This is a genomic window from Gilvimarinus japonicus, from assembly GCF_042847215.1.
GTDB classification, from domain to species: domain Bacteria; phylum Pseudomonadota; class Gammaproteobacteria; order Pseudomonadales; family Cellvibrionaceae; genus Gilvimarinus; species Gilvimarinus japonicus.
Genome location: NZ_AP031500.1, coordinates 1,469,208 through 1,493,714, shown reverse-complemented (window position 1 = coordinate 1,493,714; position 24,507 = coordinate 1,469,208). Strand labels below are relative to the sequence as shown.

General features: G+C 53.9%; 24 protein-coding genes. 9 read left to right on the top strand and 15 right to left on the bottom strand.

The window, feature by feature from the left end; translation table 11 throughout:
- Window positions 1-107: 107 nt before the first annotated feature.
- From ACGHAD_RS06190 to ACGHAD_RS06160, 7 genes are all read right to left on the bottom strand, one after another.
- On the bottom strand, window positions 108-839 hold the full coding sequence (locus ACGHAD_RS06190; protein ID WP_382416360.1) for a peptidoglycan DD-metalloendopeptidase family protein: 732 nt from the start codon (window positions 837-839) through the stop codon (window positions 108-110).
- A 291-nt stretch (window positions 840-1,130) separates the two neighbouring features.
- Window positions 1,131-2,081, bottom strand: a complete 951-nt coding sequence (locus ACGHAD_RS06185) for a DUF368 domain-containing protein (protein ID WP_382416362.1) — start codon at window positions 2,079-2,081, stop codon at window positions 1,131-1,133.
- A complete protein-coding gene (locus ACGHAD_RS06180) occupies window positions 2,081-2,725 on the bottom strand; it encodes a protein-L-isoaspartate(D-aspartate) O-methyltransferase (protein WP_339616346.1) in 645 nt (214 codons plus the stop codon). Before ACGHAD_RS06180 ends, ACGHAD_RS06185 begins: the two co-directional genes overlap by 1 nt.
- A 112-nt stretch (window positions 2,726-2,837) precedes the next feature.
- Complete coding sequence (gene truD / locus ACGHAD_RS06175; protein WP_382416364.1) at window positions 2,838-3,830, bottom strand: tRNA pseudouridine(13) synthase TruD; 993 nt, start codon at window positions 3,828-3,830, stop codon at window positions 2,838-2,840.
- Window positions 3,823-4,314, bottom strand: coding sequence for a 2-C-methyl-D-erythritol 2,4-cyclodiphosphate synthase (gene ispF / locus ACGHAD_RS06170; RefSeq protein ID WP_382416366.1), 492 nt, complete (start codon window positions 4,312-4,314; stop codon window positions 3,823-3,825). The genes truD and ispF overlap by 8 nt, the downstream gene beginning before the upstream one ends.
- On the bottom strand, window positions 4,311-5,024 hold the full coding sequence (gene ispD / locus ACGHAD_RS06165) for a 2-C-methyl-D-erythritol 4-phosphate cytidylyltransferase (protein ID WP_382416368.1): 714 nt from the start codon (window positions 5,022-5,024) through the stop codon (window positions 4,311-4,313). Before ispD ends, ispF begins: the two co-directional genes overlap by 4 nt.
- A gap of 7 nt (window positions 5,025-5,031) precedes the next feature.
- Window positions 5,032-5,310 carry a septum formation initiator family protein gene (locus tag ACGHAD_RS06160; protein ID WP_339616176.1) on the bottom strand — a complete coding sequence of 93 codons (279 nt, stop codon included), beginning with the start codon at window positions 5,308-5,310 and terminating at the stop codon, window positions 5,032-5,034.
- A gap of 141 nt (window positions 5,311-5,451) precedes the next feature.
- Between ACGHAD_RS06160 and ACGHAD_RS06155 the strand changes: the two genes are divergently transcribed.
- Entirely contained in the window at window positions 5,452-5,847 is a 396-nt protein-coding gene (locus tag ACGHAD_RS06155; protein ID WP_382416370.1) for a DUF3859 domain-containing protein, read from the top strand.
- Window positions 5,848-5,958: 111 nt separating this feature from the next.
- Here ACGHAD_RS06155 and ACGHAD_RS06150 read toward each other — a convergent pair whose 3' ends face one another.
- Window positions 5,959-6,726 carry a hypothetical protein gene (locus ACGHAD_RS06150; protein ID WP_382416372.1) on the bottom strand — a complete coding sequence of 256 codons (768 nt, stop codon included), beginning with the start codon at window positions 6,724-6,726 and terminating at the stop codon, window positions 5,959-5,961.
- A gap of 51 nt (window positions 6,727-6,777) precedes the next feature.
- Window positions 6,778-7,152 (bottom strand): hypothetical protein, encoded by a 375-nt coding sequence (locus ACGHAD_RS06145; RefSeq protein ID WP_382416374.1) that lies wholly within the window; start codon window positions 7,150-7,152, stop codon window positions 6,778-6,780.
- A 183-nt stretch (window positions 7,153-7,335) separates the two neighbouring features.
- Between ACGHAD_RS06145 and ACGHAD_RS06140 the strand changes: the two genes are divergently transcribed.
- From ACGHAD_RS06140 to ACGHAD_RS06130, 3 genes are all read left to right on the top strand, one after another.
- Window positions 7,336-8,901, top strand: a complete 1,566-nt coding sequence (locus tag ACGHAD_RS06140; protein ID WP_339616180.1) for an FMN-binding glutamate synthase family protein — start codon at window positions 7,336-7,338, stop codon at window positions 8,899-8,901.
- The gene (locus ACGHAD_RS06135; protein ID WP_382416376.1) at window positions 8,894-9,424 is read left to right on the top strand and encodes a DUF3806 domain-containing protein; all 531 of its coding nucleotides are present in this window, start codon (window positions 8,894-8,896) and stop codon (window positions 9,422-9,424) included. The genes ACGHAD_RS06140 and ACGHAD_RS06135 overlap by 8 nt, the downstream gene beginning before the upstream one ends.
- 496 nt (window positions 9,425-9,920) lie before the next feature.
- Complete coding sequence (locus tag ACGHAD_RS06130) at window positions 9,921-10,481, top strand: TMEM165/GDT1 family protein (protein ID WP_382416378.1); 561 nt, start codon at window positions 9,921-9,923, stop codon at window positions 10,479-10,481.
- Between the two features lie 453 nt (window positions 10,482-10,934).
- Here the strand turns inward: ACGHAD_RS06130 and ACGHAD_RS06125 are convergent, their stop codons facing one another.
- A complete protein-coding gene (locus ACGHAD_RS06125; RefSeq protein ID WP_339616183.1) occupies window positions 10,935-11,324 on the bottom strand; it encodes an HIT family protein in 390 nt (129 codons plus the stop codon).
- 12 nt (window positions 11,325-11,336) lie between these two features.
- Window positions 11,337-12,182, bottom strand: a complete 846-nt coding sequence (locus ACGHAD_RS06120; RefSeq protein WP_382416380.1) for a 4-alpha-glucanotransferase — start codon at window positions 12,180-12,182, stop codon at window positions 11,337-11,339.
- Window positions 12,183-12,973: 791 nt separating this feature from the next.
- On the opposite strand from ACGHAD_RS06120, the gene ACGHAD_RS06115 reads away from it, so the two are divergent.
- Entirely contained in the window at window positions 12,974-14,695 is a 1,722-nt protein-coding gene (locus tag ACGHAD_RS06115; RefSeq protein ID WP_382416382.1) for a DEAD/DEAH box helicase, read from the top strand.
- A gap of 43 nt (window positions 14,696-14,738) precedes the next feature.
- Here ACGHAD_RS06115 and ACGHAD_RS06110 read toward each other — a convergent pair whose 3' ends face one another.
- From ACGHAD_RS06110 to ACGHAD_RS06100, 3 genes are read right to left on the bottom strand one after another with little or no spacing between them, the layout of a single operon-like run.
- Window positions 14,739-15,128: a DUF2007 domain-containing protein gene (locus ACGHAD_RS06110; RefSeq protein WP_382416384.1), complete on the bottom strand. Its 390-nt coding sequence runs from the start codon at window positions 15,126-15,128 to the stop codon at window positions 14,739-14,741.
- A 34-nt stretch (window positions 15,129-15,162) separates the two neighbouring features.
- On the bottom strand, window positions 15,163-16,650 hold the full coding sequence (locus tag ACGHAD_RS06105) for a PH domain-containing protein (protein ID WP_382416386.1): 1,488 nt from the start codon (window positions 16,648-16,650) through the stop codon (window positions 15,163-15,165).
- Window positions 16,637-17,173 (bottom strand): PH domain-containing protein, encoded by a 537-nt coding sequence (locus ACGHAD_RS06100; RefSeq protein ID WP_382416387.1) that lies wholly within the window; start codon window positions 17,171-17,173, stop codon window positions 16,637-16,639. Before ACGHAD_RS06100 ends, ACGHAD_RS06105 begins: the two co-directional genes overlap by 14 nt.
- Window positions 17,174-17,536: 363 nt before the next feature.
- Here ACGHAD_RS06100 and ACGHAD_RS06095 point away from each other — a divergent pair, with 363 nt between their 5' ends.
- The gene (locus ACGHAD_RS06095; protein ID WP_382416389.1) at window positions 17,537-19,441 is read left to right on the top strand and encodes a hypothetical protein; all 1,905 of its coding nucleotides are present in this window, start codon (window positions 17,537-17,539) and stop codon (window positions 19,439-19,441) included.
- A gap of 154 nt (window positions 19,442-19,595) precedes the next feature.
- Entirely contained in the window at window positions 19,596-20,777 is a 1,182-nt protein-coding gene (locus ACGHAD_RS06090) for a glycosyltransferase (protein ID WP_382416391.1), read from the top strand.
- A 117-nt stretch (window positions 20,778-20,894) separates the two neighbouring features.
- Here ACGHAD_RS06090 and ACGHAD_RS06085 read toward each other — a convergent pair whose 3' ends face one another.
- Window positions 20,895-21,572 (bottom strand): hypothetical protein, encoded by a 678-nt coding sequence (locus tag ACGHAD_RS06085; protein ID WP_339616191.1) that lies wholly within the window; start codon window positions 21,570-21,572, stop codon window positions 20,895-20,897.
- Window positions 21,573-22,213: 641 nt separating this feature from the next.
- Between ACGHAD_RS06085 and ACGHAD_RS06080 the strand changes: the two genes are divergently transcribed.
- Window positions 22,214-23,203, top strand: coding sequence for a sulfotransferase family protein (locus ACGHAD_RS06080; RefSeq protein ID WP_382416393.1), 990 nt, complete (start codon window positions 22,214-22,216; stop codon window positions 23,201-23,203).
- 51 nt (window positions 23,204-23,254) lie between these two features.
- Entirely contained in the window at window positions 23,255-24,220 is a 966-nt protein-coding gene (locus tag ACGHAD_RS06075; RefSeq protein WP_382416395.1) for a hypothetical protein, read from the top strand.
- Window positions 24,221-24,507: the final 287 nt, after the last annotated feature.

Below are 24,507 nucleotides of genomic sequence, written 5' to 3'. Positions count from 1 at the left end.
CGGCTGACAATCTTTCCAACAGTACCACTTTGCCACAACCGTGTGGCTCACACTCAGGATTAGCGCGACTACATATTAAACATTTTTAGGCGTAAGACGTAAATCCATTAACGCTTAGGCAAATACGTTAGCGGATTAACCGGCTTACCATCGCGCCTTATCTCAAAATGCAATTTCTCTTTATCGGTACCGCTGGAACCTAATTTAGCAATTTGCTGACCGACTTTTACGCTGTCTCCCTCGCGTACTAAAAGTGCCTGATTATGAGCATAGGCACTCAGGAAGGTTTCGTTGTGCTTGACGATCACCAACTTACCGTACCCGCGCAAACCGGTGCCTGCGTAAACAACTCGCCCCGCTCCGGCTGCCATCACAGAGTCCCCTACTTTACCGCCAATATCAATACCTTTGTTTAACCCGCTCGAACTACTAAAGCCACCGATCACCGGCCCTTTGGCGGGCCAGCGCCATTGCACGGGGCCACTTATTAACGGCGGCGGATTGGCGTTAGTAGCGGCAGGTGTTTTATTTTCAGAACGTGGCGCCCGCTCGACCTGGGGTGTCGGCGCGCTATTCACCGTTGTGCCCACCCTGGCTTTGGGCCCTTGAGCCACCACGGTGGTGTTATTACGGGTCGCGACGGGGCGCCGGGTCTCGGCGGCAATCGACGGCGGGGGGCGACGCTTAGAGGCGTCATCGATATCCAGCCGCAACTGTTGCGACTTATAGATCGTATAGGGCGGGCCAATCCCGTTGTGACGGGCGAGCGAACGAAAATCTAAACCGTAGCGCCACGCAATCGAATAGAGCGTTTCACCGGAAGAAACCGTGTGCAACAAGATTTTACGAGTAGGAGGCTGCTGCCGGTCAGCAACAGACGCGGGCGGTGCCGAGCTACAAGCGCAAAGCAGCAGGGTGATCAGTATAATGAACAGGCGATTTATGCGCCAACCGCATAATGTGACCTGCGTCCACATTTTGGCCTGCCTCATGGACTCACTTACCCCTGTCGGCTTATTTACTTTAGCGATTAGCAATTCTCCATTATTTAAAAATTATCTTAAATAAAGGGCACGACATCGGAACTAAGGGCGACCCGACAGGTTCTTCATTGCCTTTAAGCGCTGCCGCTATGCGGCGTTCGCCGCACGTTTTAATTGTAGCCTTCGGGCGCCATATTCCAGCGCAAAAACCATGACTACCGCCACCACAAACAGCGTAAGTACGCCAGGCCAGGCACTGCTAACACCGGTTATTGACTCGTAGTCCCATGGCATTAAATTGCGCTGTACCAAAGGTACAGTCTCACCGTGGCGATCGACAACCGTGACCACGGCGTGCTTCCACGGCCAAACAATACTTAAAGAGCCCGCCAGTACGCCGCACAAAAACGCCAAAGTCGGTTGCCGATAGCGCTGCAGAAACCAGTGTAATAAGTGCGAAAACAACAACAAACCCACGACACAGCCGCCCATAAAGGTCAGCAGTAACTTAAGGTTAAACTCCGTAACCGCCGCAATAATAACGGGGTACACCCCCATAATAAGCAGCAAAAAGCTGCCCGAGATGCCCGGCAAGATCATCGCGCAAATAGCGATGGCCCCGGCGGCAAAAATCGTCAGGGTATTAATCGGTATATTGACCGGCTTAACCGAGCCAAGCCAGATCGCCGCCAGCGCGCCAACACAAAAAGCGACCAGCACAACCAGAGCACGCCAATGCAGCTGCCGGCCAATATAAATCGTAGAGGCTAAAATAAGGCCGCTAAAAAAACCCCACACCTGCAGCGGATACTCCGCCAGCGCAAACTCAATGCCGTGGGCCAAGGTGGCAATACTGAGCAAAATACCGCCAAACAGCGCACACAAAAAAGTAGCATCCACATAGGCCCAAAAGGGGCGCCACCCCTCGCGCTTTAGCACCAGCAGCGCGGCGGGTGTAAATGATTTAAGCGCCGCTAACAGACGCTCGTAAATACCGGTAATAAAAGCGATGGTGCCACCGGATACGCCCGGCACAACATCGGCGGCCCCCATAGCCATGCCTTTTAATAAGGTTGCAATAATCGGAGTGGAAGCCATCAGCGTGCCGTTCCCGATAACAACGGGACAAAACGCACAGGCTCTAAGACTTTCGTGACAAACTCGTCGGTTTCACCCACGCGCAAGACCAAATGCAAACTCTGTTCGCGATCCCCGACGGGAATAACCAGCACCCCATTGGGGGCCAGCTGTTGCTTGAGCTCTTCCGGCACAAAGCGCGGCGCGGCAGTACTTAAAATACCGTCAAACGGACCTTTATCTGGCCAGCCAAAACCGCCATCGGCATGACTTAGTACAACGTTGCGCAAACCTAGCTGGCGCAACCGCTGACGGGCTTTATCTTGTAGAGGCTTAATGCGCTCGACGCTGTAGACTTGCTCAACCAACTGTGCCAGCACGGTGGTTTGATAACCAGAACCGGTGCCTACCTCTAGTACACGCTTAAGCGAGCCACCCGCCGCACCCAGTAAAACCTCGGTCATGCGGGCGACAATATAGGGTTGTGATAGCGTTTGACCAAAACCGATCGGCAGAGCAGAGTCTTCGTAGGCACGGTGTGACAAGGCCTCATCCAAAAACAGATGACGCGGGGTATTGCGGATAACATCCAACACTTTTAAATCACTGACGCCCTGCTCCATCAGCCGCTGCACTAGCCGCTCGCGGGTGCGTAGCGACGTCATACCCACACCTTCCAGAATCAGATTGCTCACCGTCTACCCCTGTTAATACGGCCCAGGCTAAAGCCCGGTGCCTTTTTTTGATGACGCCACTATAGCATAAATGCCGTTTAAATCAGGCCTCTGGGGTCCGTTCGGGGAGCTTTGCCGTCACCAGCTCGGCGATGACAGAGGTCGCGTAGCAGCCCACCCCCAGCGCAAAATCCAAGCGTATGTCATTGCCATCCCACAGCCAGTTTAAGTCCTGTAGATTAGCGACTAACGCCCGACGATCCTGGTTAAGGCCGGTAAACTCTAACGGTTCGCACCAAGGCTGCCAGTCGGCCAACACCTGCACCTCCAGCGCTTGGGCGGCGCCGGTTACGGGCGCCCGACCGCGCCCCCACAAGGGCCCGCTGGGAAGCGCCTGCCCGGCAACCTCTAGTGCGGTTTCTTGCGGCATTAGCTGGCGCCAACAATCGCGTTTTACACGCTCGGCCAATACCAAATTAAACAGGTATGAGCGCGCCGCCGAGATGGCCATTTGCCGCTTGGGCCGGTTTTTGATTTTAACCTGATCAACCAGTATCCGCTGGGCCAACGCCAAGTTGCCGCTATCAATACCAAAGCGCTGTGGGCCAAAGTAGTTGGGCACCCCCTGCTCAAAAAGCAATTGCAGGCGCTGATCGAGAAGCGCGTGATTAGCCGTAACATCGCGCAACCAAATGCTAAAACGGTTACACAGATGTTGCCCGCGGCGCAGTTTTTGTTTGTGCCGCGCGCGGTTTAACACCCGCAAGGTGTCTGTTTCCAGCATCTGCCAATCGGGCTCGGCGCCTTTGGGTAAATACACACTAAACCACTGGCGTGTCACCGCGTGGCGATCTTTCAGGCCGCAATAGCCAATATCGCGAGTCTCAACACCGGCCAGTGCGGCAATTTGACGCGCGATCCAAGCGGTGTTGTCGCCGTCTTTTTCGATCTCTAAATAAACGTGCTCGCCCTCGCCCGACGGGACAAAACCCAACTCTTCAAACACCTTAAAGTCAGCATTAACAGAGCGAAACCCTGCCTCGCCTAGCAGCTCGCCGTAAGCGCGGGGAAAATCGGTATCAAATAGCTCAGGCACACGGCGCTCCGACCAATGGTTTTAATAGCACGCACGCCTCGGCGGCAATGCCCTCTTCGCGGCCGGTAAAGCCCAGTTTTTCGGTGGTGGTCGCTTTCACATTCACTTGGTTCAGTGAGCAATCTAAATCGGCGGCAATGGCCTCACACATGGCGCTTATATGCTGCGCCATGCGCGGTGCTTGGGCGATAACCGTCATGTCCGCATTGCCCAGCTGCCAACCGGTGGCGCGTACTTTTTGGTTTACCAAACGCAACAGCTCGCGGCTATTGGCCCCTTTGTACTGTGGGTCGGTATCGGGAAAGTGGCGGCCAATATCTCCCAGGGCGCAAGCGCCCAACAGTGCATCGCACAAAGCGTGCAGCAACACATCCCCATCCGAGTGCGCCACTAGCCCTTGGGTGTGGGGGATCACCACGCCGCCAATCACGATCTTATCGCCCGGCCCAAACTTATGGACATCGTAACCCTGACCAATTCTCATAACGGCTCCTCAGCCTGATGGCGCAATATTGCCTGCGCCAGCCATAAATCTTCTGGGCGGGTAATTTTTATATTATCAAACCGCCCCTCGACCACTAAGGCATCCACGCCCGCGTGCTCCATCGCACTGGTTTCGTCGGTAACCGTTAAGCCACTGTGGCTCGCCTCGCGCAGCGCCGCCTCTAGCGCTTGGCGCCGGTAGCACTGCGGGGTTTGCGCCGCCCACAATTGGCGGCGATCCACTGTTGCGCTCACCCGGCCGGCCTCTACCTTTTTAATAGTATCGCTTACCGGCGCCGCCAACAGGCCACCGTCTGTGCCCCGCACCTGCTGCAGCAACCGCTCGATATCAGCCACTTGCACACAGGGGCGCGCGGCGTCGTGTACCAGCACCCAATCCGTGGGGCCGGCAAATAGCGATAGCGCCTGCAGCCCTTGCAGCACCGAGTCAGCTCGCTCGGCGCCACCGATAACCGTTTGAATCTTGGGGTGATTGGCCAGTGCCAGTGTGCGCCATTGCGTGTCATCACGACCAACAGCCACGACAATACCGGCAATGGCGGGTACCGCGAGTAATTTCTCTAAGGTGTAGGCCAACACAGGCTTGTCATCGATGGGCAGATATTGCTTGGGGGTCTGGCTGCCCATCCGTGCGCCACAGCCGGCGGCAGGAACGATGGCCCAGCAGCGGCTGGAAGTATCCGAAGGCATAAGTGTTTTAGTCGTCTGGGTTGTGGGTCATAAAGAAGGTTTCGCCCTCTTTAATCATGCCGATGTCACTACGGGCGCGGGCCTCAACCACCTCGTGGCCATTTTTAAGATCTTCCACCTCGATTGCCAACACTCGGTTGCGCTCTAACAGGCGCTGGTTTTCGGCCGTTTGTTGGCTAATTTCGCGCTCCAGCCGGGCACGGTGCGCAAAGCTGCCGTCACCGACCCAAAGCCGGTACTGCAACCCCACGAATAACACGATTAATATCGACAGCAACCATTTCATAGGCCGCAGTTTATCGCAGCTTGGGGGGAAGGGCTATCACAGCCGCCGATAATGGGCACCGTGCCCCAGAGTTAACAGCGGCCCCTCGGCGGTGTATAGTGGCCGCCGCATTCTCACAGACACTTACCGCACCGCGTACTCATGGCTAAAAAGAAACACCAGGTTAAACTGAAAAGCTGGGGCATTTATACGCCCTGGAACAGCGAATCAAAAGCGCTGCCCAAGCTGCTAAAAGTCACCCGTGAGATTCCGTGCGAGCTGGATGTGGAATTTGGCTACATCGCCAACATTAAAAAAGCCAAAAACAAAAAACTGCAGTACTGCATCTACCACCCCGATATTCCGGACGAGAACGGCACACCCCTGCCCCCCTTTAGCGGGGAGGAGTTTATTCGCCAAAACGATTGGAATTTTTTTATCGGCGACACGATTTGGGCGCCCATCGAAAACAAACAGGGCCCGTGGCGCATTACCCTCGCGATCGAAGGCGAGCTGGTTGCGGACGAAACTTTTAAGTTATTACCACCCAGTGCATAAGCCCTACCCAATGCATAGGCCGGCCACGATAAAAAGCCCGCATAACGCCAGCGGGCTTTTTATCATTTAGGCGCAGAACGCCGATAACACATTCTGCGCCGACTTCACCGCCTATTCACTTTTAAACAGAGACTTCACTTTATCGAGGTTCTCTTTGTCTGAGTCGGAGAGGTTTTTCTCTAAGGCCTTGCCAGCCTCTTCCCGAGCGCGCGATTTAAGCTCATCTTCCAAGCGATTTTTAGCGTTATCGATAAGCGGTTGCACAATCGCTTGTGCCAGCTCTTGGGCGGTTAGGCCCTGCTCGCGAGAACCAAGGTTGCTGCGTTTGATATCATTCAAAGTAACCGTGCGATCTTTAAACTGGGGCGAAATTACCGCCATCGAGATATTGGTAAACGCCAGTTTTTCGACCATAAAACGCAGCTCTTTACCGCTATCAACCGGCTCTGGCTCGGGTTTGCCACCACCGGAAAATCTGGACCGAACATTATTGGTTATCTCTTGAATATTGGTACTGGCACCGCCGTTGTGCTCGGCGGTTAGTGCCGCGCCGTCAATCAATACCTCGTTCAAAACGATGACAGGCTGGGTGACACTGGTCGGCTCGATCTGCAGTGCGACTTCATCAAACTTAAACACGTTGGCAGAGGTGTAACCCGGCGGGTTGGCAATGCTCAAACCGTAAATCTCACCACGACCTTTGCGCAGCTCAAGGTGTACTTTATCGACCTTGACCTCGGTTTGGGTAACCTCCGAGCCGGCCTTTTCAATCCCCGAGGCCACCAGTGAATCTAAGTTGCTAAACAGGTAATAGAGGCCACCGCCTATCAACACCACTACCAACAGCAAGATAATTAAAATAATTTTTAATGCTTTCATTGCTCTATCCTTTTCGGTATTTGTTCACTTTTTACGTCACTGGCGGTGCAATTATTGCGCCTCACGGGGCTGCCCGGCTCTTGACTGCGCGCCACCAGGCGTCGTCTGATCGCTCGGCTCCTCGGCTTCAAGCTCGGTTAACGCGGCACGTGCGCGGGTCATCTCCGACTCGACAGAGTCGACGATGGCATCCCAGCCCTCCACAATTACCTTGTTGGCTTTAGCCACCATCGCGCTCACCGACTGTCGTTCCATCGCCGCCAGCTTGCCGCGTTGCACACTAACATCCTTGCGCAGCGCCGCAACCGCTTTATGTAGCGCAGCCACCTCGGCACTCAATGCCTGCTCGCGCTCGTAGCCCATATAGATAATCGCGCCCTGGCCGAGCACCACCAACCACAACAACAATAGTAAAAAACCGCGCATAGCTTTACTCCATCGCCCTGTAAACATCATTCGCCGCAATCACGCATCCAGCAAACATGCAGTTGCGCACAAAAAAGCCTATCATAGCGCGACCTATAACCGGTTAACACTCAATATGCCCGTGGCAATAGGGTTGACCGAACAAAATTCAACCAGCAACCGCCAAACTAAAAGCCAAATTCCATGAAAAACGACAACTTTGCTCTGTCTGTACTGAGTATATTCGAGCTACTGTTTCTCGGGTTTATTTTGCTGCTCATCGCTACCGTGATCGTGCTTTACATCATAGACGTGAATCAGAGCGCCCACACCATACGCCGTAACTACCCGGTTATTGGCCGGTTTCGTTACCTGTTTGAGCACATGGGTGAGTTTTTTCGGCAGTACTTCTTTGCCATGGACCGCGAGGAAATGCCCTTTAACCGCGCCGAGCGCTCGTGGGCCTATCGCGCCGCTAAAAACGTCGATGCCAATATTGCCTTCGGCTCGACCCGTGACCTATCGCCCACCGGCAGCGTGATGTTTTTAAACTCCGCGTTCCCAACGCTAGAACAAGACGCCGCCCTGCCCTCTGAGGTCACCATCGGGCCATTTTGCCGCTCTCCCTATACCACCACCTCGATTTTTAATATCTCGGGCATGAGCTACGGCGCGCTATCGCGCCCGGCCGTGCGCGCGCTATCGGCGGGGGCCGCCAAAGCAGGCTGCTGGATTAACACCGGCGAAGGGGGATTATCGCCCTATCACCTAGAGGGCGGTGGCGATGTTGTATTTCAAGTAGGCACCGCTAAGTACGGCGTGCGCGACGCCGAGGGCCAGCTCAGTGACGAGCGCTTAAAAGCTATCGCCAGCCACGACAACGTGCGCATGATCGAGATCAAACTCAGCCAAGGCGCCAAACCCGGCAAAGGCGGCATCCTCCCCGGCGAGAAAGTCACCGCCGAAATCGCCGGTATTCGCGGTATTGCCGAGGGGCACCCGTCCATTAGTCCCAATGGCCACCCGGATATCCGCTCGGTGGACGATCTGCTGGACATGATCGAACATATCCGTGAAGTCACCGGCTTGCCGGTGGGTTTTAAAGCAGTGATTGGGGATAAAGGCTGGCTGCGAGACTTAGTGCACGCCGTTAAGCAGCGGGGGCTCGATCGCGCCCCGGATTTTATCACCATCGACAGTTGCGACGGTGGTACCGGCGCGGCGCCGCAACCGCTCATGGACTTTGTCGGCCTGCCCTTAAAAGAAAGCCTGCCGTGGGTATCCGATTTGCTCAATCAGGCCGGTCTCAAAGAGCGTATTAAAATCATTGCCTCGGGCAAGCTTATCACCCCCGCGAAAGTCGCCTGGGCCTTGGCCTGTGGCGCCGATTTTACCGTCAGCGCACGGGGTTTTATGTTTGCCCTGGGTTGCATTCAAGCCATGCAGTGCCACAAAAACACCTGCCCGACGGGGGTAACCACTCACGACCCTAAACTGCAAAAAGGCCTAGACCCCACCGATAAAGCCACCCGAGTCGCCCACTACCAGCGCAACATGACCTACGGTGTGGGGCTTATCGCCCACGCTTGCGGCGTCACCGAGCCGCGTAAACTGCGCCGCGATCACGTACACGTGGTAGCCGCTTCGGGTTTATCGGCTCCTTTGAGTGAACTTCACCCCGAACCCATCACTCTGATAGATGATCAGTCTCGGCCCGAAGAGCCCGAGCGCCAAATCAGTGTGACCAAAGAGGAACTCGTCGATGAATAAACTGTTAAGCAGCGCGGTATTACTGCTGGTTATGATTAGCCCTTGCAGCCACGCACAAATCGACCCACAATTTCCCACCGTCGAAGCGTTAAGCTGGACCGACAGCAGCTACTTAGCCAAGCAGCGCGCGCGGGTCGACCGCTTAACCCGTGAGAACACCGGCACGCCCATACGTGGCGACAAAAGCGATTTAAACACCCTGCAGCGGGTGGTTGACCGCGAATTAGTCGCCAATGATGACAAGCTCACCCTGCAAGCACTGGGTGTGGTACTGGCCGATGTAATGCTCAGCGACGAGCCAGCACTCGCCTGGAAGATTTACGAAGACCGCCGCGGCCGCTCACGCGCCCTGTGCATTAACGACACAAAAGACTGTCTGTTTCCGGTGACTATGTTGTCACGCCGAATGAAGGTGGGCCTAAAGCCCGATGTCAAAAAAGTGTATGTCGAGGCAATGGAGTTGGTGGGCGCGCAGTTGCCTGAGCTGCCTTATGGGGAGAAGCGGGAATATCTTCCTTACTAACTTAAGTTATTAGTTAGGCTTCCGCCAAAGGCGGGCTTGGTTTATAGGCCTGTCTCGCCGGGCCGGGCGCGTGACTTTTCTTTAATTTAACGTGGAGGCAAAGGCCTTAAGCTGACGACAATTACTATTTCAGCTTCTGGACTTATATAAGCAAACGTGCCATACGATTTACTATATCTCACACTTATACTTGTTTGCCCTCAGTCGCCGGGCTGGCGAGTTACTTCTTGCGATGCGGCAAGAAGTAACCAAGAAGCGCACCCCGGCAGCTTAGCCCTCGGCAACTGCTCCTGCGTTGCTCTATTCAGCTACATCCGTGTAGCGATACGGGGTCCCTCGCTCCTAAAATCGACCTCCGCTCGGCTGGCTGCAGGGGCCCCAAAGCGGTGCTTCGTAGCAGGCTCAAGCAATTAAGACTCCTCTGTTTGGGATGAACCCAAACTTTGAGTAACCAAAATTATTACAGAACAACTCATTAACTAACTTAATTAAAACTATGGAAGCATTAATAGGCTCAACCCTCGCCGTGGCTATTGCCGAGATGGGCGATAAGACTCAACTGCTCGCCCTTTTACTGGTGGGCCGCTATGGTCGCCCAGCGCTTATTTGTTTAGGCATTTTAGTCGCGACTATTATCAACCACGGTTTCTCCGCGTGGCTAGGTGATTGGTTAGGCGGTTTAATTCCGCCCACGTGGTTGCCTTGGATTATCGGCACCAGCTTTCTAGCGGTCGCACTGTGGATGTTAATCCCCGACAAAGAAGACGGCGGCGACGGCCGCTTTGCCGCGCTTGGCCCGTTTGGTGCCACTTGCATGCTGTTCTTTTTAGCCGAGATTGGCGATAAAACTCAAATTGCCACGGTGGTGCTCGCGGCAAAATACAGCGCGACTTGGATGGTGATTATCGGCACCACACTCGGCATGTTGCTGGCAAATGTGCCGGTGGTTATTTTTGGCCGCTGGATATTGCAGCGCATTAATTTAAAGTGGGTGCATATCGGGGCGTTTGTGTTGTTTTTGGGGTTTGCGTTGGCGAGTTTTTGGCAAGGGTTTTAGTTTTTTGGTTACGTTATAGCCGTGTGCCCCTATAACGCCATCCCGTGCGAAGCTAAGCGGCGACACGGGTATCAGTGGATTTAAGTCGTTTTCCATAGGGCGGCATTATTATGCTGTGGGTACCAAATGATTTGCATTGTCGTACTCCCGAATTTGCTTGCCCTCAGTCGCCGGGCAGGCGAGTGGCTTTTCTGTTTGGCCAGAAAAGTCACCAAAATAGGCCTACGCTCGGCTGGCTGCAGGGGCCCAAAAAACGGTGCTTCGTAGCCTAGAACAACTAGCTTTAGAGGCGACCTTCGGAATAATGAAATCCAGATTCAAAGGCCCGCCCGGCGACTGAGGGCAAGCAAGTCTGAGGTTACGAGAATGTAGTCGTTTAGCACCTACACCAGATAACAATACCCTTCCTCATCAGTCATTAGCTCTGCATAGCAAATACCGCAAAGCGCACAGCTACAAAAAACTACGAATCTTCTCCGCTTGCGCCGCAAGCTCAACATGATCCCCCTCCCCCGCACGGGAAAAATCCAACTCCCCCATTTCATCCATCGGCACCAAATGCAAATGCGTATGGGGTACTTCCAAACCCGCGATAATCATCGCCACGCGCTCGGCGGGAAACGCTTGCTGCAAGGCGCGCGCGATTTTCTGGCTCACTACGGTTAAGTGCGCCATGGTATCGGCATCAAGGTCGTACCAATGGTCGACTTCTTTACGGGGAATCACCAACACGTGACCGGGTTTTAATGGGCCGATAGTCATAATGGCAACGGCAATGTCATCTTGCCAAACAAAATGGCCGGGGATGTCACCGGCAATAATTTTACTAAAAATACTGGCCATAAAACGCCTCCTTTAATAGACAGCAATACTATGTTGCATCAGTTCGCGCGCTAACATCTCATCAAGATTATTTAACTGGTCGTACTCGATTTCGATAATAGAAAAATGCGCGGTTTTTAATTTCTCGCGAGCATCTAAGTGCTCGGCCAATTCACCGGGGCCGGCCGGCTTGCGCCAATACACGATGGCTATTTGGTGCTGGGGTAAATAAAAATCGACCGTTAGCCGCTCTGTTCCACCGGCACTACCGGGCAACACCAATGTGTAATCCACCGCGTGGGTTAAACCTGCTACATAAAGCCAATTATCAATTAACGCGCGGCCCGCGCTCCCGCTCGGATGGCCATCGGTACACGTGGCGGCGGAGGACGATAGTTGCTGCGCGGCCAACTTAAGTTGCGGGTTTTCCAGCAGGCTTTCCGGCCACGTCACAAAAGGGATGGCGGTGCTATCACTGACATGCTGTTGCCCGCCCAACGCTTCACCGCGCTCGGTTAAATGCCAGCCGTGCACATGGCGTTTTATCCAACCGCGCTCAGCCAATAATAAATTCACTAAACGCGCCGGTAAATTTAGCTTTTGCGATAAGTTACGCGCACTCAAGGGGGCGTCGGGCAACAAGCGCAGCACGCTGTGCTGGCGCAACGACTCGGGCCAAACGATGTACTCACCGTATTTAGGGTGGTTGGCGTAAGTGCCCCCTTCAAAGCGGCCCTTTTCAGTCAAGTGCCACTGGCCGTCCACTTTGACGATCCACCCGCTATTGGCCAGCAAGATAAACAGCTCTTTGCTGTCTTTGCCAATAGCCCGCGCCAGCGCGGTGGTCGATAAATGCTTATGTGCTTGTTTATCCTGCATAACCTATCCGTATCAAAAAGCCGCTTAGCACGTTAATCCTTAAGCGTAACATGATATTACAATGCACCTATAAAGTAGTAGAAAGCCCCCACCTACTACGAAGTACCGCATTTGGCGCCCCTGCAGCCAGCGGAGCGAGCCCCTTTTTCGTCGTATTCCAAAAAGGGGCTCGTCCGCCCGGCGGCTGAGAGTACACAAACTGAACGCTATGCAAAAGTAAGTCGTATGGCACCGCAGCCTATAAACAATCAAACTTAGGTTTCCAGAAACGGAGACCACCGCCAAAGCCCCCCTAAAAATACCGCTGGTCAAACCCTGGCCAATACCCTATACTGCGCGCCTCAGTAAAGCCCTCCTATACAAAGAGCCACGATTTATAAGGCTCGTCTGCGTGCAAAGAACACTGCAGGGTAATGCTGATTGGCTCTAGACTCTGGCAAATAACAGAGAATCGGAGCCCGGGAGGAAGCTAGAACGTAGCTTCCCGGCAGTGTGTATACCATGCATGTGTCTCGCCTGTGCTTATTTGGTGCTTAGCAGCACCCCACGTTATCTTCGCAGTCGTTATTTTTACCAAACTGTGTCGCTATAAAGAAGCCAAATGGCGAATACCCGATTTTAAACTGTAGCTTTACTGCGGTTATCGGTCGTTGTTTGTGTTGCACTTTATCGTAAGCGTCACCCTAGCGGGTGCACCGTCACGATCATTCCGGGTCAAACTCCGCCTCACGGCGCGTATTGTCGCGTCAACGTAAAGATTGTTGCGCCTTGCGCGCACCTGGGAACTATTAATGACCACAGAAAACCTTACTTTTTCCGATTTGGCCCTTTCACCGGCCGTATTAAGTGCCGTAACCAAAGTCGGCTACGAAGTACCCTCACCGATTCAGGCGGCTGCTATTCCGGCCCTGCTGGAAGGTAAAGACATCGTCGGCCTGGCACAAACCGGTACCGGTAAAACCGCCGCCTTTGCTTTGCCGATGCTGTCACAAGTCGATGTAACTAAATCACACACACAAATTCTGGTATTGGCCCCGACCCGCGAACTTGCTATTCAGGTAGCCGAAGCCTTTCAACGCTACGCCAGCGAGATGCCCGGCTTTCATGTACTGCCTATTTACGGCGGTCAAGATATGCGCGGCCAGTTGCGTCAGCTTAAGCGTGGCGCTCAGGTTGTTGTGGGCACCCCCGGCCGAGTGATGGATCACTTGCGCCGCGGCAGCTTAGATCTGTCTAAGCTCACCAACCTAGTATTGGACGAAGCCGACGAAATGCTGCGCATGGGCTTTATCGACGACGTATCCTGGATTTTGGAGCACACCCCGGCCACACGCCAAACCGCGCTGTTCTCGGCCACCATGCCCAAAGAAATTCGCCGTGTCGCCACTACTTACTTGCGCAACCCGGAAGAAATCCGCATCGCCAACGAGAGTAAAACCGGCGCCAACATCGAGCAGGTGTACTGGATGGTAAGCGGCACCAACAAGCTGGACGCACTAACCCGCATCCTCGAAGTTGAGCCGTTTGATGCCATTATTATGTTTGTGCGCACCAAAACCGCCACCGTTGAACTGGCCGAAAAACTAGAAGCGCGCGGTTACTCGGCGGCGGCCATTAACGGTGACATGAACCAGCAGTTACGCGAGCGCACCATCGAGCGCTTAAAGAACAAGAAACTGGACATTTTGATTGCCACCGACGTGGCCGCACGCGGTATCGATGTGGAGCGCGTAAGCCACGTAATTAACTACGATATTCCGTACGATAGTGAAGCTTACGTTCACCGTATTGGCCGTACTGGCCGTGCCGGGCGCTCGGGCAAGGCGATTTTGTTTGTCGCGCCGCGCGAAAAGCGTTTGCTTTACGCCATCGAAAAAGCCACTTCACAACGCATCGAGGCAATGAAACTGCCTAGCGGCGACACCATCACCGCCGCTCGCGTTGATCAGTTTTTTCAGAGCATTACCGAGGTGTTGGAGTCCGAGCAAGACATGAGCTTTTTTGACGACTTGCTGGGTAACTACTGCCGCGAAAAAGAAGTGGAGCCCGAGCAGTTAGCGATGGCCATGGCTTATTTGCTGCAAAAAGATCGTCCGTTGCAGGTAAAGCTGGCCGACATTAAGCCCGACCCTATCCGGGAAAAACGCGAGCGCAGTGGTAGTGATCGTGGCGAGCGCGGTGAGCGCCGCTCACGGGCACCGGAGCAAGGCATGAAGCGCTTCCGCATCGAAGTGGGTCGCACTCATGGTGCTCGCCCAGGGGATATCGTCGGCGCCATCGCCAATGAAGCTGGCTTACAGAGCCGTCAAATTGGTCAGATTAAACTGTTCGACAGCTTCTCGACTCTGGATTTGCCGGAAGATATGGCAGCCACCATGGCGCAAAAGATTGCCTCTATCCATGTGCGCGGCCAGGTACTGTCGCTCAGTGAAGATCGCGGTCCGGCTCGCAAAGGCGGTGGCGGCGGCAGTTTTAAGCCCAAAGGTAAAAAGAAAAAGTTTGCCAGCAAATAATGAACGCAAACTAAAAAAGGGGCCACTGAAAAGCGGCCCTTTTTTATGTCTTGGCAATAAATATCAACCATGCCACCGCCATTACAGTACCTATCAACACCCCCCACAAAACCCGCGACGACCTAACTTGTCCGGCTCTATTTGTGCCCGCCTCACGCTCGCTTTGACAATAGTGACCTTCTGAGTGCAAACGTTCCGGGTCCGCGCTTGCTGGCACCGGTGTTTGGTCCCACTGGTCCGTCACTTCACGGGCTCGCGCGTAATCTTGCTCGGCCACCATCACCCGCACTACCCCCAAAGCCTGCAACTCGCCAATACCACCTTGCAAGTAAGCGCCTTGTATACGCGCCTCGATACCGGTTTGCGCCAACACATCAACAATCATCTGCCCCTCGATGGTGTTGGCGGCTTGATACAGCAAAACATCGCTCATAATCGCGCCCTAGATCAAAGGAAAAGTTAAAAGCTTACAACCAAACACGGCGGTAGTTCACCACATCGCCGAGCAGCGAGTCGCGCAATCGATTGGCCACGGCGGTAGGTAAGCAAGGGATCGTGGTAACGCCATCGGCGCTCCATACTTGTAAATGCACCAACCCAAAACAGCGAGACAAAGGTGTCGCGACAACGCGCATTTTTTGCAGTTTGCCCGTGGGCAACCAGCGCTCGGTAAAACCAATAAAACCGGTGCGTAGTGCCAGCCAATCGGCGCTGCGGTAAAAGCCCAGGCAACACCAACGGCGCCAATAGCACAGCGCAACCATAGGAATAAACAGCAAGCCCAGTAGCGCCAAGGCACCCAGCGCAAAGCAACCGATCAGCACAGCAACGCCAACCAGCATACTCAGTAGCAACACCGGCAACACCAAATAAAAACGGCTTACGCGCTGCCATTGAGCCGACGGTAGCGATAGCTCGCCGCGCAGCAACAGCAGATTAACAAGATCCAGTACGGGCACTTCAAAACGCTGGTTATTTTGTACCTGCGACGCACCAAAGCTGCCGGCTTTACTAATCAGCACGCGATAGCGGCTCAACAGACGCGCCATCACGCCCTGAACAATAGTGACTTTTTGTAGTTTGTAATGCTTAAAGCCCCGGGTACGAATGGTTGTTAAACCGGCCCGGTACTGAAATCGCTCACCGACACGAGTTAAGTGATAACCCCAAAAACGCACCAGCGCTAACACGACTGAGCAGCCAAACAATAGCGCCGTACCGGCGAGCACCGCCAACAGTGCCAACACCAAAGTCACTGAGACCGCCAAATTATCACTCACCCAGGTAATCAACCCGTAAACTTGCGAGTGCTCAAGCGAAGCCACGGACGACTCTAGCAGCGGGCCGATATACTGACCCAACGGTGCGGCCAGCGGGGCCAAATACAACAAGGTATTGTGCATTAAGCCATAGCGAACGATCTCGGCCGGCGACAAACGCAATGAAAAATCGGCGGCGGCTGTGGCCGTGACAGATTCAGCACCGGGGTCGGACGGCGCGCTGTCCGCCTGCTCCAACACTAAGTGACGCAAGTTCTCGGCAGCCGCAACAGTAAGCCCCGGGACATCCACCTCTTGCTGGGCGGAGCCTGCACTCTCAAAGCCTAGTGTGGCCAAACCAAAAGGACGAAAGTAAAACGGGTGAGCGATATCGGCTTGTTGCACCCGTTCAAAATCTAACGTTAAGCGCTTGCGACTTAACACACCCGAGCGCAACGTCAAGTGCTTTTCTTCTACTTTAAAACTAAAAAACCAGTACTGTAAGAACACCCCCACCAGCAGCAGTAATAACACCACCGGCACACCATAGGTTAACGCCATTGTGCGCAATTGCTCGCCACCGGCAAACAGCGGCACTAACGCCGGCCAAAAATTCACTAAGTGTGGTAAAGATTTAATAAAAAAGTAAACCGTAGCAATGGGCGATACTCGCTGCCACTCGTTATTCGGCCGCATCGAGCAGCTCCTCTGCCACCACTTTCTCGGTAAGATAATTTTTGAGCCGATGGGCGGTAGCGGTAGGCAAACCAGGAATTTTTACATCGGATTGATTGCCGCCGGCGGTATACACCACCAACTTGCTTAAACCGTACAAACGCTCTAACGGCCCTTGCGTCACCTCGGTATGTTGCACACGATTATTGCCCGCCGAGGTGGTCGAGTGCCACCAAAAACCAACGCGTACATGCACGTCTTGTTCGCGCAATAAATACTGGGTGTGTTTTACCCGGCGCGGTGCCCACACCAACAATAAAAACAGTCCTAACAAATACACGGCGCCCAAACCGCTGGCCACAGCCGACAACGCCACAGGGTCGGTAAGCCACACAAACGCCAAGCCCGCAACGGTAATAACCAGTAAGTAGATAAGAACAACGATACGCAGAACCGAGCAGTAGGCCAGATCAATCGGGCGCCAAGGCTCGTCGAGTAATGGAGGTAGAACCTCATCGGTAACAACCGTATCAGCCTGTGGCATAGCAATCCCTTTTTATTAGTGTGTTATCAGAGCGAATTGTCGCTTTAAAAAGCGGCCATAGGCAAGCGCTTAAAAATTGCTGAACAACTAAACATACCCCCCTGACGCGCTTCGCTTAAGGGCACAACACGCTTAGCTAGTATCGGCGAAACGGGCACGCCTTGGCGTTTGCCACCATGCCCTTTTTAATCCTAAAAGCCCACTGGGTTACTAGGCGTATTTTTTACATGGAAACACGTTGCCCTGTGCTCTGGCTCACCTATTGCTGGGGGCTCGAACTTGCTGATCTAGGGCGGTCGCGATAATATGCCCGGCTGATGTTGGGTCGTCTCGCGGCCCTCGATCGTACCGCAAAGGATATCTATGGCTGTACAAAACGCTCAAACTGGCGCTGAGACCCAGTATATTGCTCTACCTTTCGCCAGCTGGCCCCTGCACGACGCAGAACGGATGGTGCTCCGCCAAAACGACCTTAAAGCCCAACCACTGCACGAGACTCTCTCGAACGTACTGATTCTGTGCAACCGGTGGCGTAGCCTCGACGAGCATGTTGCGGTCGCCATTGAGAAGATGCCAGACTTGCAGAACTATGCCCAACAGCTGCGGCAAGGCCTGGAGCACATGGTGGAACAAGGCCTATTGGTAGACGCCGCAAAGCTCAGCCAACACTTCACCGAGCCCGCCCAACCTACCCCCGAACCCGTGGGCATCAAAACCCTCTATGTGCGCACCTATCGCTGTCCGCAAGCACTGGAGCGTCTACTGCAAAGCCTGCAATCCGGACGCACCGGCGCCTCGGTACACACCTTGGTAGTGGTGGACGACGCCCGCGAAGAATCAGACCTGGAGCTTACCCGGACTCTGCTGGCGTCCTGGCGCCAACGCTTGTCCCCGGATCTGATCCACATTACACGAGCCGATCGGGAACGCTTAGCGGACGCTTTGGCGGCGGCGTCCGGCGCCGACGCACAGGATCTACGCTGGTGGCTTAACGGTGACCCGGATGACCCCGAAATGACCGCCGGTGCCACGTTCAATACCGCCCTGCTACTGAGTGCCGGAACGGCCACGGCAATAATGGACGACGACGCTCAGTTGACCCCCTACGGCGACCCGCAGGAAGCATCAAAGATGGGCAGCGTCAGCATAGGCGGTGCTCATAAAGAGGAAGCCCACTGGCGCATGTATCCCAGCACCGAGGCCATGGAGAGCGCCTGGTCGCCCTTGGATATTGACCCGCTGGCAGACCACAGTCGCTGGCTGGGGCAACCCCTGTCTACGCTGGTTGCGCAGGCCACTCAACCCGAGACTTTTTGGCAGCCCATTACCAGTATCGGACTGCACACACTAAAGCCACACGCAAAAGTTAAGCTCAGCATCAACGGCATTTTGGGAGACCCAGGTACCGGTCAGGCCAGCTGGCTCTACACACAACCGCCAGAGCAATTGACCCCCTGGCTGCAAAGCGAAGACGCTTACCAGACATTAGTGTCCCAGCGCCTACTGACACGCAAGCCCCAAGGCTTCCAGCTGTTATCGCACCACTCGCTGCTTACCCCTTTAACAGGGGTGGATAATCGACAGCTGATGCCGCCGACCATTCCCAATGGTCGCGGCGAAGACACAATTTTTGCCGAGCTGGCGTGTGGAGTGTATCCGGACTGTTTGTTCGCCCAGCTCCCCTGGATGCTTAAGCATGTACCAGAGCGGTCGCGGCAATTCGATCGTGACAAATTGCTTAGCCCTGTCGCTACGGACGCCAATTTGCTACTCACCCACTACCTTCGCAAGCTGCGTCATGCCATACCCAATGCCGATCCAGATACGCGTTTGCAGTGGTTAGGCAAATCCCTACAAGCTGTGGCGCAAGCCCCCGAGGCGACATTGGCAGCCGACTACCGGTTTCACTTAAGCGCCGATCGCAGCAGTATGGCGCAGCAACTAACGCAGAATTTACAGGCACTGCAACCTCCCGCCTATTTGGCCGAAGACATGCAGCTGCTGCTAACACGATGCCGCCAAGGCTTAGATACAGACCAAGAGCAGTTGGCCTCGATTCTTATTCAGGCACGCCGGCGCGCTGGCCGCTACAGCCAGGCACTCGCCAGTTGGCAAACCGCCTGGGAGTATTGCCAGCAGATTGGCGAGCCCCAGGCGCTGGCTATGGCGAAAGACAAGCATCCCCCCCATTATTCGCGCACAGAGGACAAGGCGCCATCGGCGCTCACTCAACGGCTGCAAAAATGGGGAATCCTCAAGCGTTCTTAATCGCTGCGCGCGTCCACCGCCGGCTTACGCTCAGCCATACAGTACTGGGCGCGCCGGCAAACCAAGCGCACCAGACCGACACCCCCTATTGGGTGGTAGGCTTTATTAACACAATAAATTGGCCATTCATTCTCTAACTTGCGGATCCAGGCAATTGACCTCTAAACCTTCTCCGAGCACCACCGCTTTGCATGTTGGCAAGTTCTACCCGCCCCACCGCGGCGGCATGGAAACCTATCTGCGGGATCTGCTCTCGGCGCATCAAACCCAGGGCATTCATTGTCAGGCGCTGGTGCACGCCTCCCCCAAGGGCGCCCAAACAGAGCCCACAGAAACCGCAGCCGATAACCCCAAAGTCGTCCGCGTTGCCGTCTGGGCCAACCTTCTGTTTACGCCAATCAGCCCCGGGTTTCCCTGGCAACTCAATCGCCTTTTACGTGATGAATCCCCAGCAGTGTTGCACTTACATTTACCCAATGTCTCAGCCTTTTGGGCGCTACTGTTGCCGCGTGCCCGCCGAATTCCATGGGTTGTGCACTGGCATGCGGATGTACCAGTGGCGGCGCTGCACCGAGGGCTGCGGTGGTTTTACCGCCTCTACCAACCGTTTGAGCGGTGGGTGCTGCGCCGAGCTGCGGTGATTATTGCCACCTCACCCGCTTACCGGCAAAGCAGTCCAACCTTGCAGCCCTATCTCCAGCGCTGCCGGGTAGTCCCCTTGGGTATTCCCGAACCACGGCCAGCAACCACTGCGCCCGTTGCATCATCGGAGCAAGGGTCCCCACTGCGCGTGATTGCCGTGGGCCGGCTCGCCTACTACAAAGGTTTTGATGTACTTTTACGGGCACTGGCGCAATGTCCCGATGTGACCCTAGACATCGTCGGTGACGGCGAGTGCAAGCAGGAGCTCTGCGCACTGATAGAGCAGCTGCAACTGAGCGATCGCGTAACACTACTGGGCAACGTATCAGACCAGGGCCTAGATCAGCGACTGCGCGCCAGCGACTGCCTGTGCCTGCCCTCCATCGAGCGCACAGAGGCGTTTGGGGTAGTGCTGCTGGAGGCGATGGCCCGAAGCAAAGCCTGCGTGGTCACGGCAGTACCAGGCACAGGTATGTCTTGGGTTGTGCAACACGAAGACACAGGCCTTGTGGTACCGCCTAACGATATTGACGCGCTAGCTGGCGCCCTTAACCGACTGCAAACCAACCGAGCTCAATGCAAAGCTATGGGGGCCGCCGGTCTGGCTCGGTTCAGAGAAGCGTTCAGCATCGAAGCTTCGGCAGAGGCGATTGCGGAAATCTACAACGATCTAACAAAACCGGTGGCCAATTAAACCCTAGAAGCTTGCCAGCTCCATCTCATCGCCTTTACGGAGGAGCCAGTGGCGGCTTTAATATCGGCAGGCACAAAGATCATACAACCCCAAAAAACAAAGCCGTGGCCGCTGATATCACTGCTCTTCCAAGGCTCTTAGGCGCGCCTCCATCGCTTGGAATCTTTCGGACTGCGCGGCAATCAATGCCTGTTGCGCTTTCAGCCTTTCGTGAAGCTGTTCAATGTAGATGTGCGCCACTTCGAGCTCGTGGATAATACCTCCAATCTTTTCGGTCATGTTGATCGGTTCATCGGGCGTTGTTGGTCCGATAGCGGGCAGGTACTTTTGCGTCCACATCTGCGCCGCATGCGCTTCAATAATCGGCACCTCGAAGACCTCTGGATCAAACACACCATCGCAGGGGCTGCCGCAGGTCGGCCCCTGGCTGAGTATCCCGTCGGGACCGACACTCAACCAAAGATCCTCGCCTCTTACCGTTTGGCCTGCAAAGTTGATTCGGTCGTCGAGGAAGATGAGCTGTGACTTCACCTGATTGGCATTGTTGACCGCGAGGAACCGCCGGTTCTCGCTATCGGTACGGAAACGGACTTGCACGGGCCCGCCATCGCCGCTTTCGAAATAGGACAACTGTACGCCACTTCCATAGGTGTGCAGCTGTCCCTCTGGGGAGTTGGTGCCAATACCAACGTTACCATCACTGTTGATAAAAAGGGCATCCTGAGCGTATGACGAGGCGGCGCTAGCTGTCAGCGCCAGGGCTGCAGCAAAAAGACCAACGCGTGAATTTGACATATCTATACCTTTTGGTGGCTATTATTTTGACTATTTCTCGATGAAGGGCGGCATCCTGCCTGATCCGGAACAGCAAGCAGAGCCGCCCGGGCTAGAAACTCAGTTATCAAGTACCCCAAGCCGCCGTTCGAACGCGCGAGTCATTTCCGATTCCTAAGAGATCGCCCCAAAAATTCTGTCAATTTTCTCCCCTTCAGCCGGTGTGGTCAAGTAGCAAGCGACAACTCAGTTAAGCGGCCCGCTCCCTTTAACTATTGCTTCCTATGCATTAGAACTCATACAACTCAATCTAGAATGCAATCGTTACATCTAACCAACACAGTGATGCACTCGAGAATATCCAACACTGCTTCGACGCGCACTTAAAACAAGCAAAAAAGCCCTCCGCCAACTCATCATCCAAACACTTTCCCTGTGACACCCTCTGCCGTATGCTCTGTCTACATGCCTGTGGATACCACTTGAAATCAAGAAGCGGTGCACTTAAGCTCCCTACCCTCGCCCTGCAACTATTTCTTGGCAGCCGTACGCCTAGCAACATCCTGAAAGTTGTCGGCAGGCATTAAAGCCTCATTCAAGATAGCGGAAGCATGGTCTAATATAAGCTCTGATAACGAGTTCGAGTTTAAGGTAAGGCGATTATGGATGTTTTTGTGTTTGGCGTCGGCCGCTCCGGCACTACAATGATGTACCGGCTTGTACAACAAGCGTATCTGCAAAAATTTGGAAGCGATTTCAAGTCAACATACGAACCGTTTATTTGGAACAGAGAGCTCTTCAACGATCTTTATGAGAATGTTGGTTCATTGTTCGGGAAAACCGCATCATTATCTATAGACGGGATTTACCATCATCTTTCGCTACCACTATTCTGCGGGGCATCAACTGGGAACCAGCTCCAGAATAATGAATTTTTCGATCACTTTGCAGCCCAAAAAACGCCCACCAAGCCACACGTGGCGAAGTTGATACGCGCCAACGGACGCATGACGTTATTTCGGCGCCTGAACCCTTCGGCAAAATTTATTCTCATGGTACGTAATCCGATCGATGTACTTAATTCGGTCAAGCACAAGTTCTCATTTTTCGGCGATGATTTTTATCCTTCAGATTATCCGAGATTCTGTCGTGAGCTCGGTGACAAGTTGATCAAACAACCATCCGAGACAACCTGGGCAACGAGGAGTGCCGAGTATGTTTATCAAATGAACCTTGCAGCAGTCGAGTTCGGCATCAGAGATAAGAACACCATGATCGTTGAATACGATAAGTATAAAGGCGAGCCGCCAGAAATCGCGAAAAATCTGTGTGATTTTCTCGGTTTGGAGTTCAGCGAAGCCATCGGTAGGACTGCGACGACGTCAAAAGGCCCGGTGACCTCTTCAGTTTCATTGAGCCAAAGCGAGTTCGAGCAAGCCTTGGAATATGGGAGACTGCATCAACAAATGTGTGAAAATTTCAGTCTGCAGAGTCCATTCACTACAGACCGTATCCGCCAACGATACGAAGGTCATTGTACTCGACCTGACATGGATACAACCTATGAAGGACTAGTTACCAACCAGCTGCGTAGAATTATATTGACGCAGAAGAAGGAGCTCGAGCAGCTGAGAGGTTGCAAGGGTGCTTAACGTTAGGGGTGAAGAATCACTATTGCTGGGGTTCAACTATAGACCAACGCCATGAAAAAAACCTCTATCCACATGCATAACACTCGATTGTTCCCCAAGAATCTTGGTGCCGCGGCTTATAAGCTGACCGGGATAGCTGCTCAGTGCGACTGGGCCATTATGAGCGACCAGAAGACAGGTGACTTTTATGTTCATGGTGACCTCTCGCGCTCTCCTCGTACGGTGTTCCTCTCAATGCGAGGCTTTTTTGCATCTATTCCGTACTTTTATGAGAATATTTTGCCAAAAATTGAAAGTCAGTTTATTTTGATTACCGGTTCCGAGGATTTAACCATCCCCAACCAGATAGATAAGAGATGGAGAGCATTTCGCCCAGATGAAAAAGAAACAATTTATCGCATCCTTGAGGACCACAGACTTGTTCACTGGTTTGCCGAGAATCGGGATACAGTGCTTCCCAGAATGTCGACACTCCCGATCGGGTATGTCTTTAGTGGCCCACAGAGTCACTCAGCTGCGATTGAAAGCCGGCCTTGTGTACCAATTGAAGACCGTCCCCTTCGTGCTCTCTGCAGCCACCGGGTAAGACCCGGCCCACAGTGGGAGACTCGACGGCAGGTCACCAACCTAAGTATGACAAAGTTCAGCGAGCTGGTGACAATAGTGAATCAAGAGGTGAGCGAAACCAAATTTCTCAATTTAATTGAGGAGCATGCTTTCGTACTATGTGTGCAAGGAGGAGGCATCGACCCTTCCCCCAAGGCATGGACCGCTATTGCACATGGATCAATCCCCATCATCGCGTCATCACCCCTTGATGACGCCTACTCCCAACTCCCTGTAGCATTTGTGAATGGGTGGGACGAACATTCACTGAGCGAAAAAAAGTTGCGTGAATGGATTCAACGGCTTGCGCCGTACTACGATAACCCGGAGATGCGCCTTAAGGTCGTGGAAAAACTTCAACTCGATTACTGGTGGAAGCAAATCACTAACACCTATCCAAAGAGCTATTGATCCAGTTGTCTTTGCGTGTCGCATGCAACGATCGGATGTCGATTTGAGCTTGAACACGCCCCTTTACTTATTGCTTTCTGTAGCCGGAATATGGCGGTCGTCGACTAAGCTCTTGTCGCTGCCACTATTAGGAGTTAGAAGTTGGCTGAGAATACACTGCAATCCCCCAACCAACCTTTCTCGCCCTGGCAGAACTAGCAATACAGTGACGCATCAGAAGTAAATTTGAATAGTGCAAGTGGATAGTTTAGACAACACGACAGTGCAAATATTTTAAGATATAATTG

What these genes read in the sequence shown, in the direction of transcription:
- ACGHAD_RS06185 (WP_382416362.1), bottom strand. Translation starts at nt 2,081, where the DNA reads ATGGCTTCCACTCCGATTATTGCAACCTTATTAAAAGGCATGGCTATG.
- ACGHAD_RS06180 (WP_339616346.1), bottom strand. Translation starts at nt 2,725, where the DNA reads ATGACGTCGCTACGCACCCGCGAGCGGCTAGTGCAGCGGCTGATGGAG.
- ispF (WP_382416366.1), bottom strand. Translation starts at nt 4,314, where the DNA reads ATGAGAATTGGTCAGGGTTACGATGTCCATAAGTTTGGGCCGGGCGAT.
- ispD (WP_382416368.1), bottom strand. Translation starts at nt 5,024, where the DNA reads ATGCCTTCGGATACTTCCAGCCGCTGCTGGGCCATCGTTCCTGCCGCC.
- ACGHAD_RS06160 (WP_339616176.1), bottom strand. Translation starts at nt 5,310, where the DNA reads ATGAAATGGTTGCTGTCGATATTAATCGTGTTATTCGTGGGGTTGCAG.
- ACGHAD_RS06155 (WP_382416370.1), top strand. Translation starts at nt 5,452, where the DNA reads ATGGCTAAAAAGAAACACCAGGTTAAACTGAAAAGCTGGGGCATTTAT.
- ACGHAD_RS06150 (WP_382416372.1), bottom strand. Translation starts at nt 6,726, where the DNA reads ATGAAAGCATTAAAAATTATTTTAATTATCTTGCTGTTGGTAGTGGTG.
- ACGHAD_RS06145 (WP_382416374.1), bottom strand. Translation starts at nt 7,152, where the DNA reads ATGCGCGGTTTTTTACTATTGTTGTTGTGGTTGGTGGTGCTCGGCCAG.
- ACGHAD_RS06140 (WP_339616180.1), top strand. Translation starts at nt 7,336, where the DNA reads ATGAAAAACGACAACTTTGCTCTGTCTGTACTGAGTATATTCGAGCTA.
- ACGHAD_RS06135 (WP_382416376.1), top strand. Translation starts at nt 8,894, where the DNA reads ATGAATAAACTGTTAAGCAGCGCGGTATTACTGCTGGTTATGATTAGC.
- ACGHAD_RS06130 (WP_382416378.1), top strand. Translation starts at nt 9,921, where the DNA reads ATGGAAGCATTAATAGGCTCAACCCTCGCCGTGGCTATTGCCGAGATG.
- ACGHAD_RS06125 (WP_339616183.1), bottom strand. Translation starts at nt 11,324, where the DNA reads ATGGCCAGTATTTTTAGTAAAATTATTGCCGGTGACATCCCCGGCCAT.
- ACGHAD_RS06120 (WP_382416380.1), bottom strand. Translation starts at nt 12,182, where the DNA reads ATGCAGGATAAACAAGCACATAAGCATTTATCGACCACCGCGCTGGCG.
- ACGHAD_RS06115 (WP_382416382.1), top strand. Translation starts at nt 12,974, where the DNA reads ATGACCACAGAAAACCTTACTTTTTCCGATTTGGCCCTTTCACCGGCC.
- ACGHAD_RS06110 (WP_382416384.1), bottom strand. Translation starts at nt 15,128, where the DNA reads ATGAGCGATGTTTTGCTGTATCAAGCCGCCAACACCATCGAGGGGCAG.
- ACGHAD_RS06105 (WP_382416386.1), bottom strand. Translation starts at nt 16,650, where the DNA reads ATGCGGCCGAATAACGAGTGGCAGCGAGTATCGCCCATTGCTACGGTT.
- ACGHAD_RS06100 (WP_382416387.1), bottom strand. Translation starts at nt 17,173, where the DNA reads ATGCCACAGGCTGATACGGTTGTTACCGATGAGGTTCTACCTCCATTA.
- ACGHAD_RS06095 (WP_382416389.1), top strand. Translation starts at nt 17,537, where the DNA reads ATGGCTGTACAAAACGCTCAAACTGGCGCTGAGACCCAGTATATTGCT.
- ACGHAD_RS06085 (WP_339616191.1), bottom strand. Translation starts at nt 21,572, where the DNA reads ATGTCAAATTCACGCGTTGGTCTTTTTGCTGCAGCCCTGGCGCTGACA.
- ACGHAD_RS06080 (WP_382416393.1), top strand. Translation starts at nt 22,214, where the DNA reads ATGGATGTTTTTGTGTTTGGCGTCGGCCGCTCCGGCACTACAATGATG.
- ACGHAD_RS06075 (WP_382416395.1), top strand. Translation starts at nt 23,255, where the DNA reads ATGAAAAAAACCTCTATCCACATGCATAACACTCGATTGTTCCCCAAG.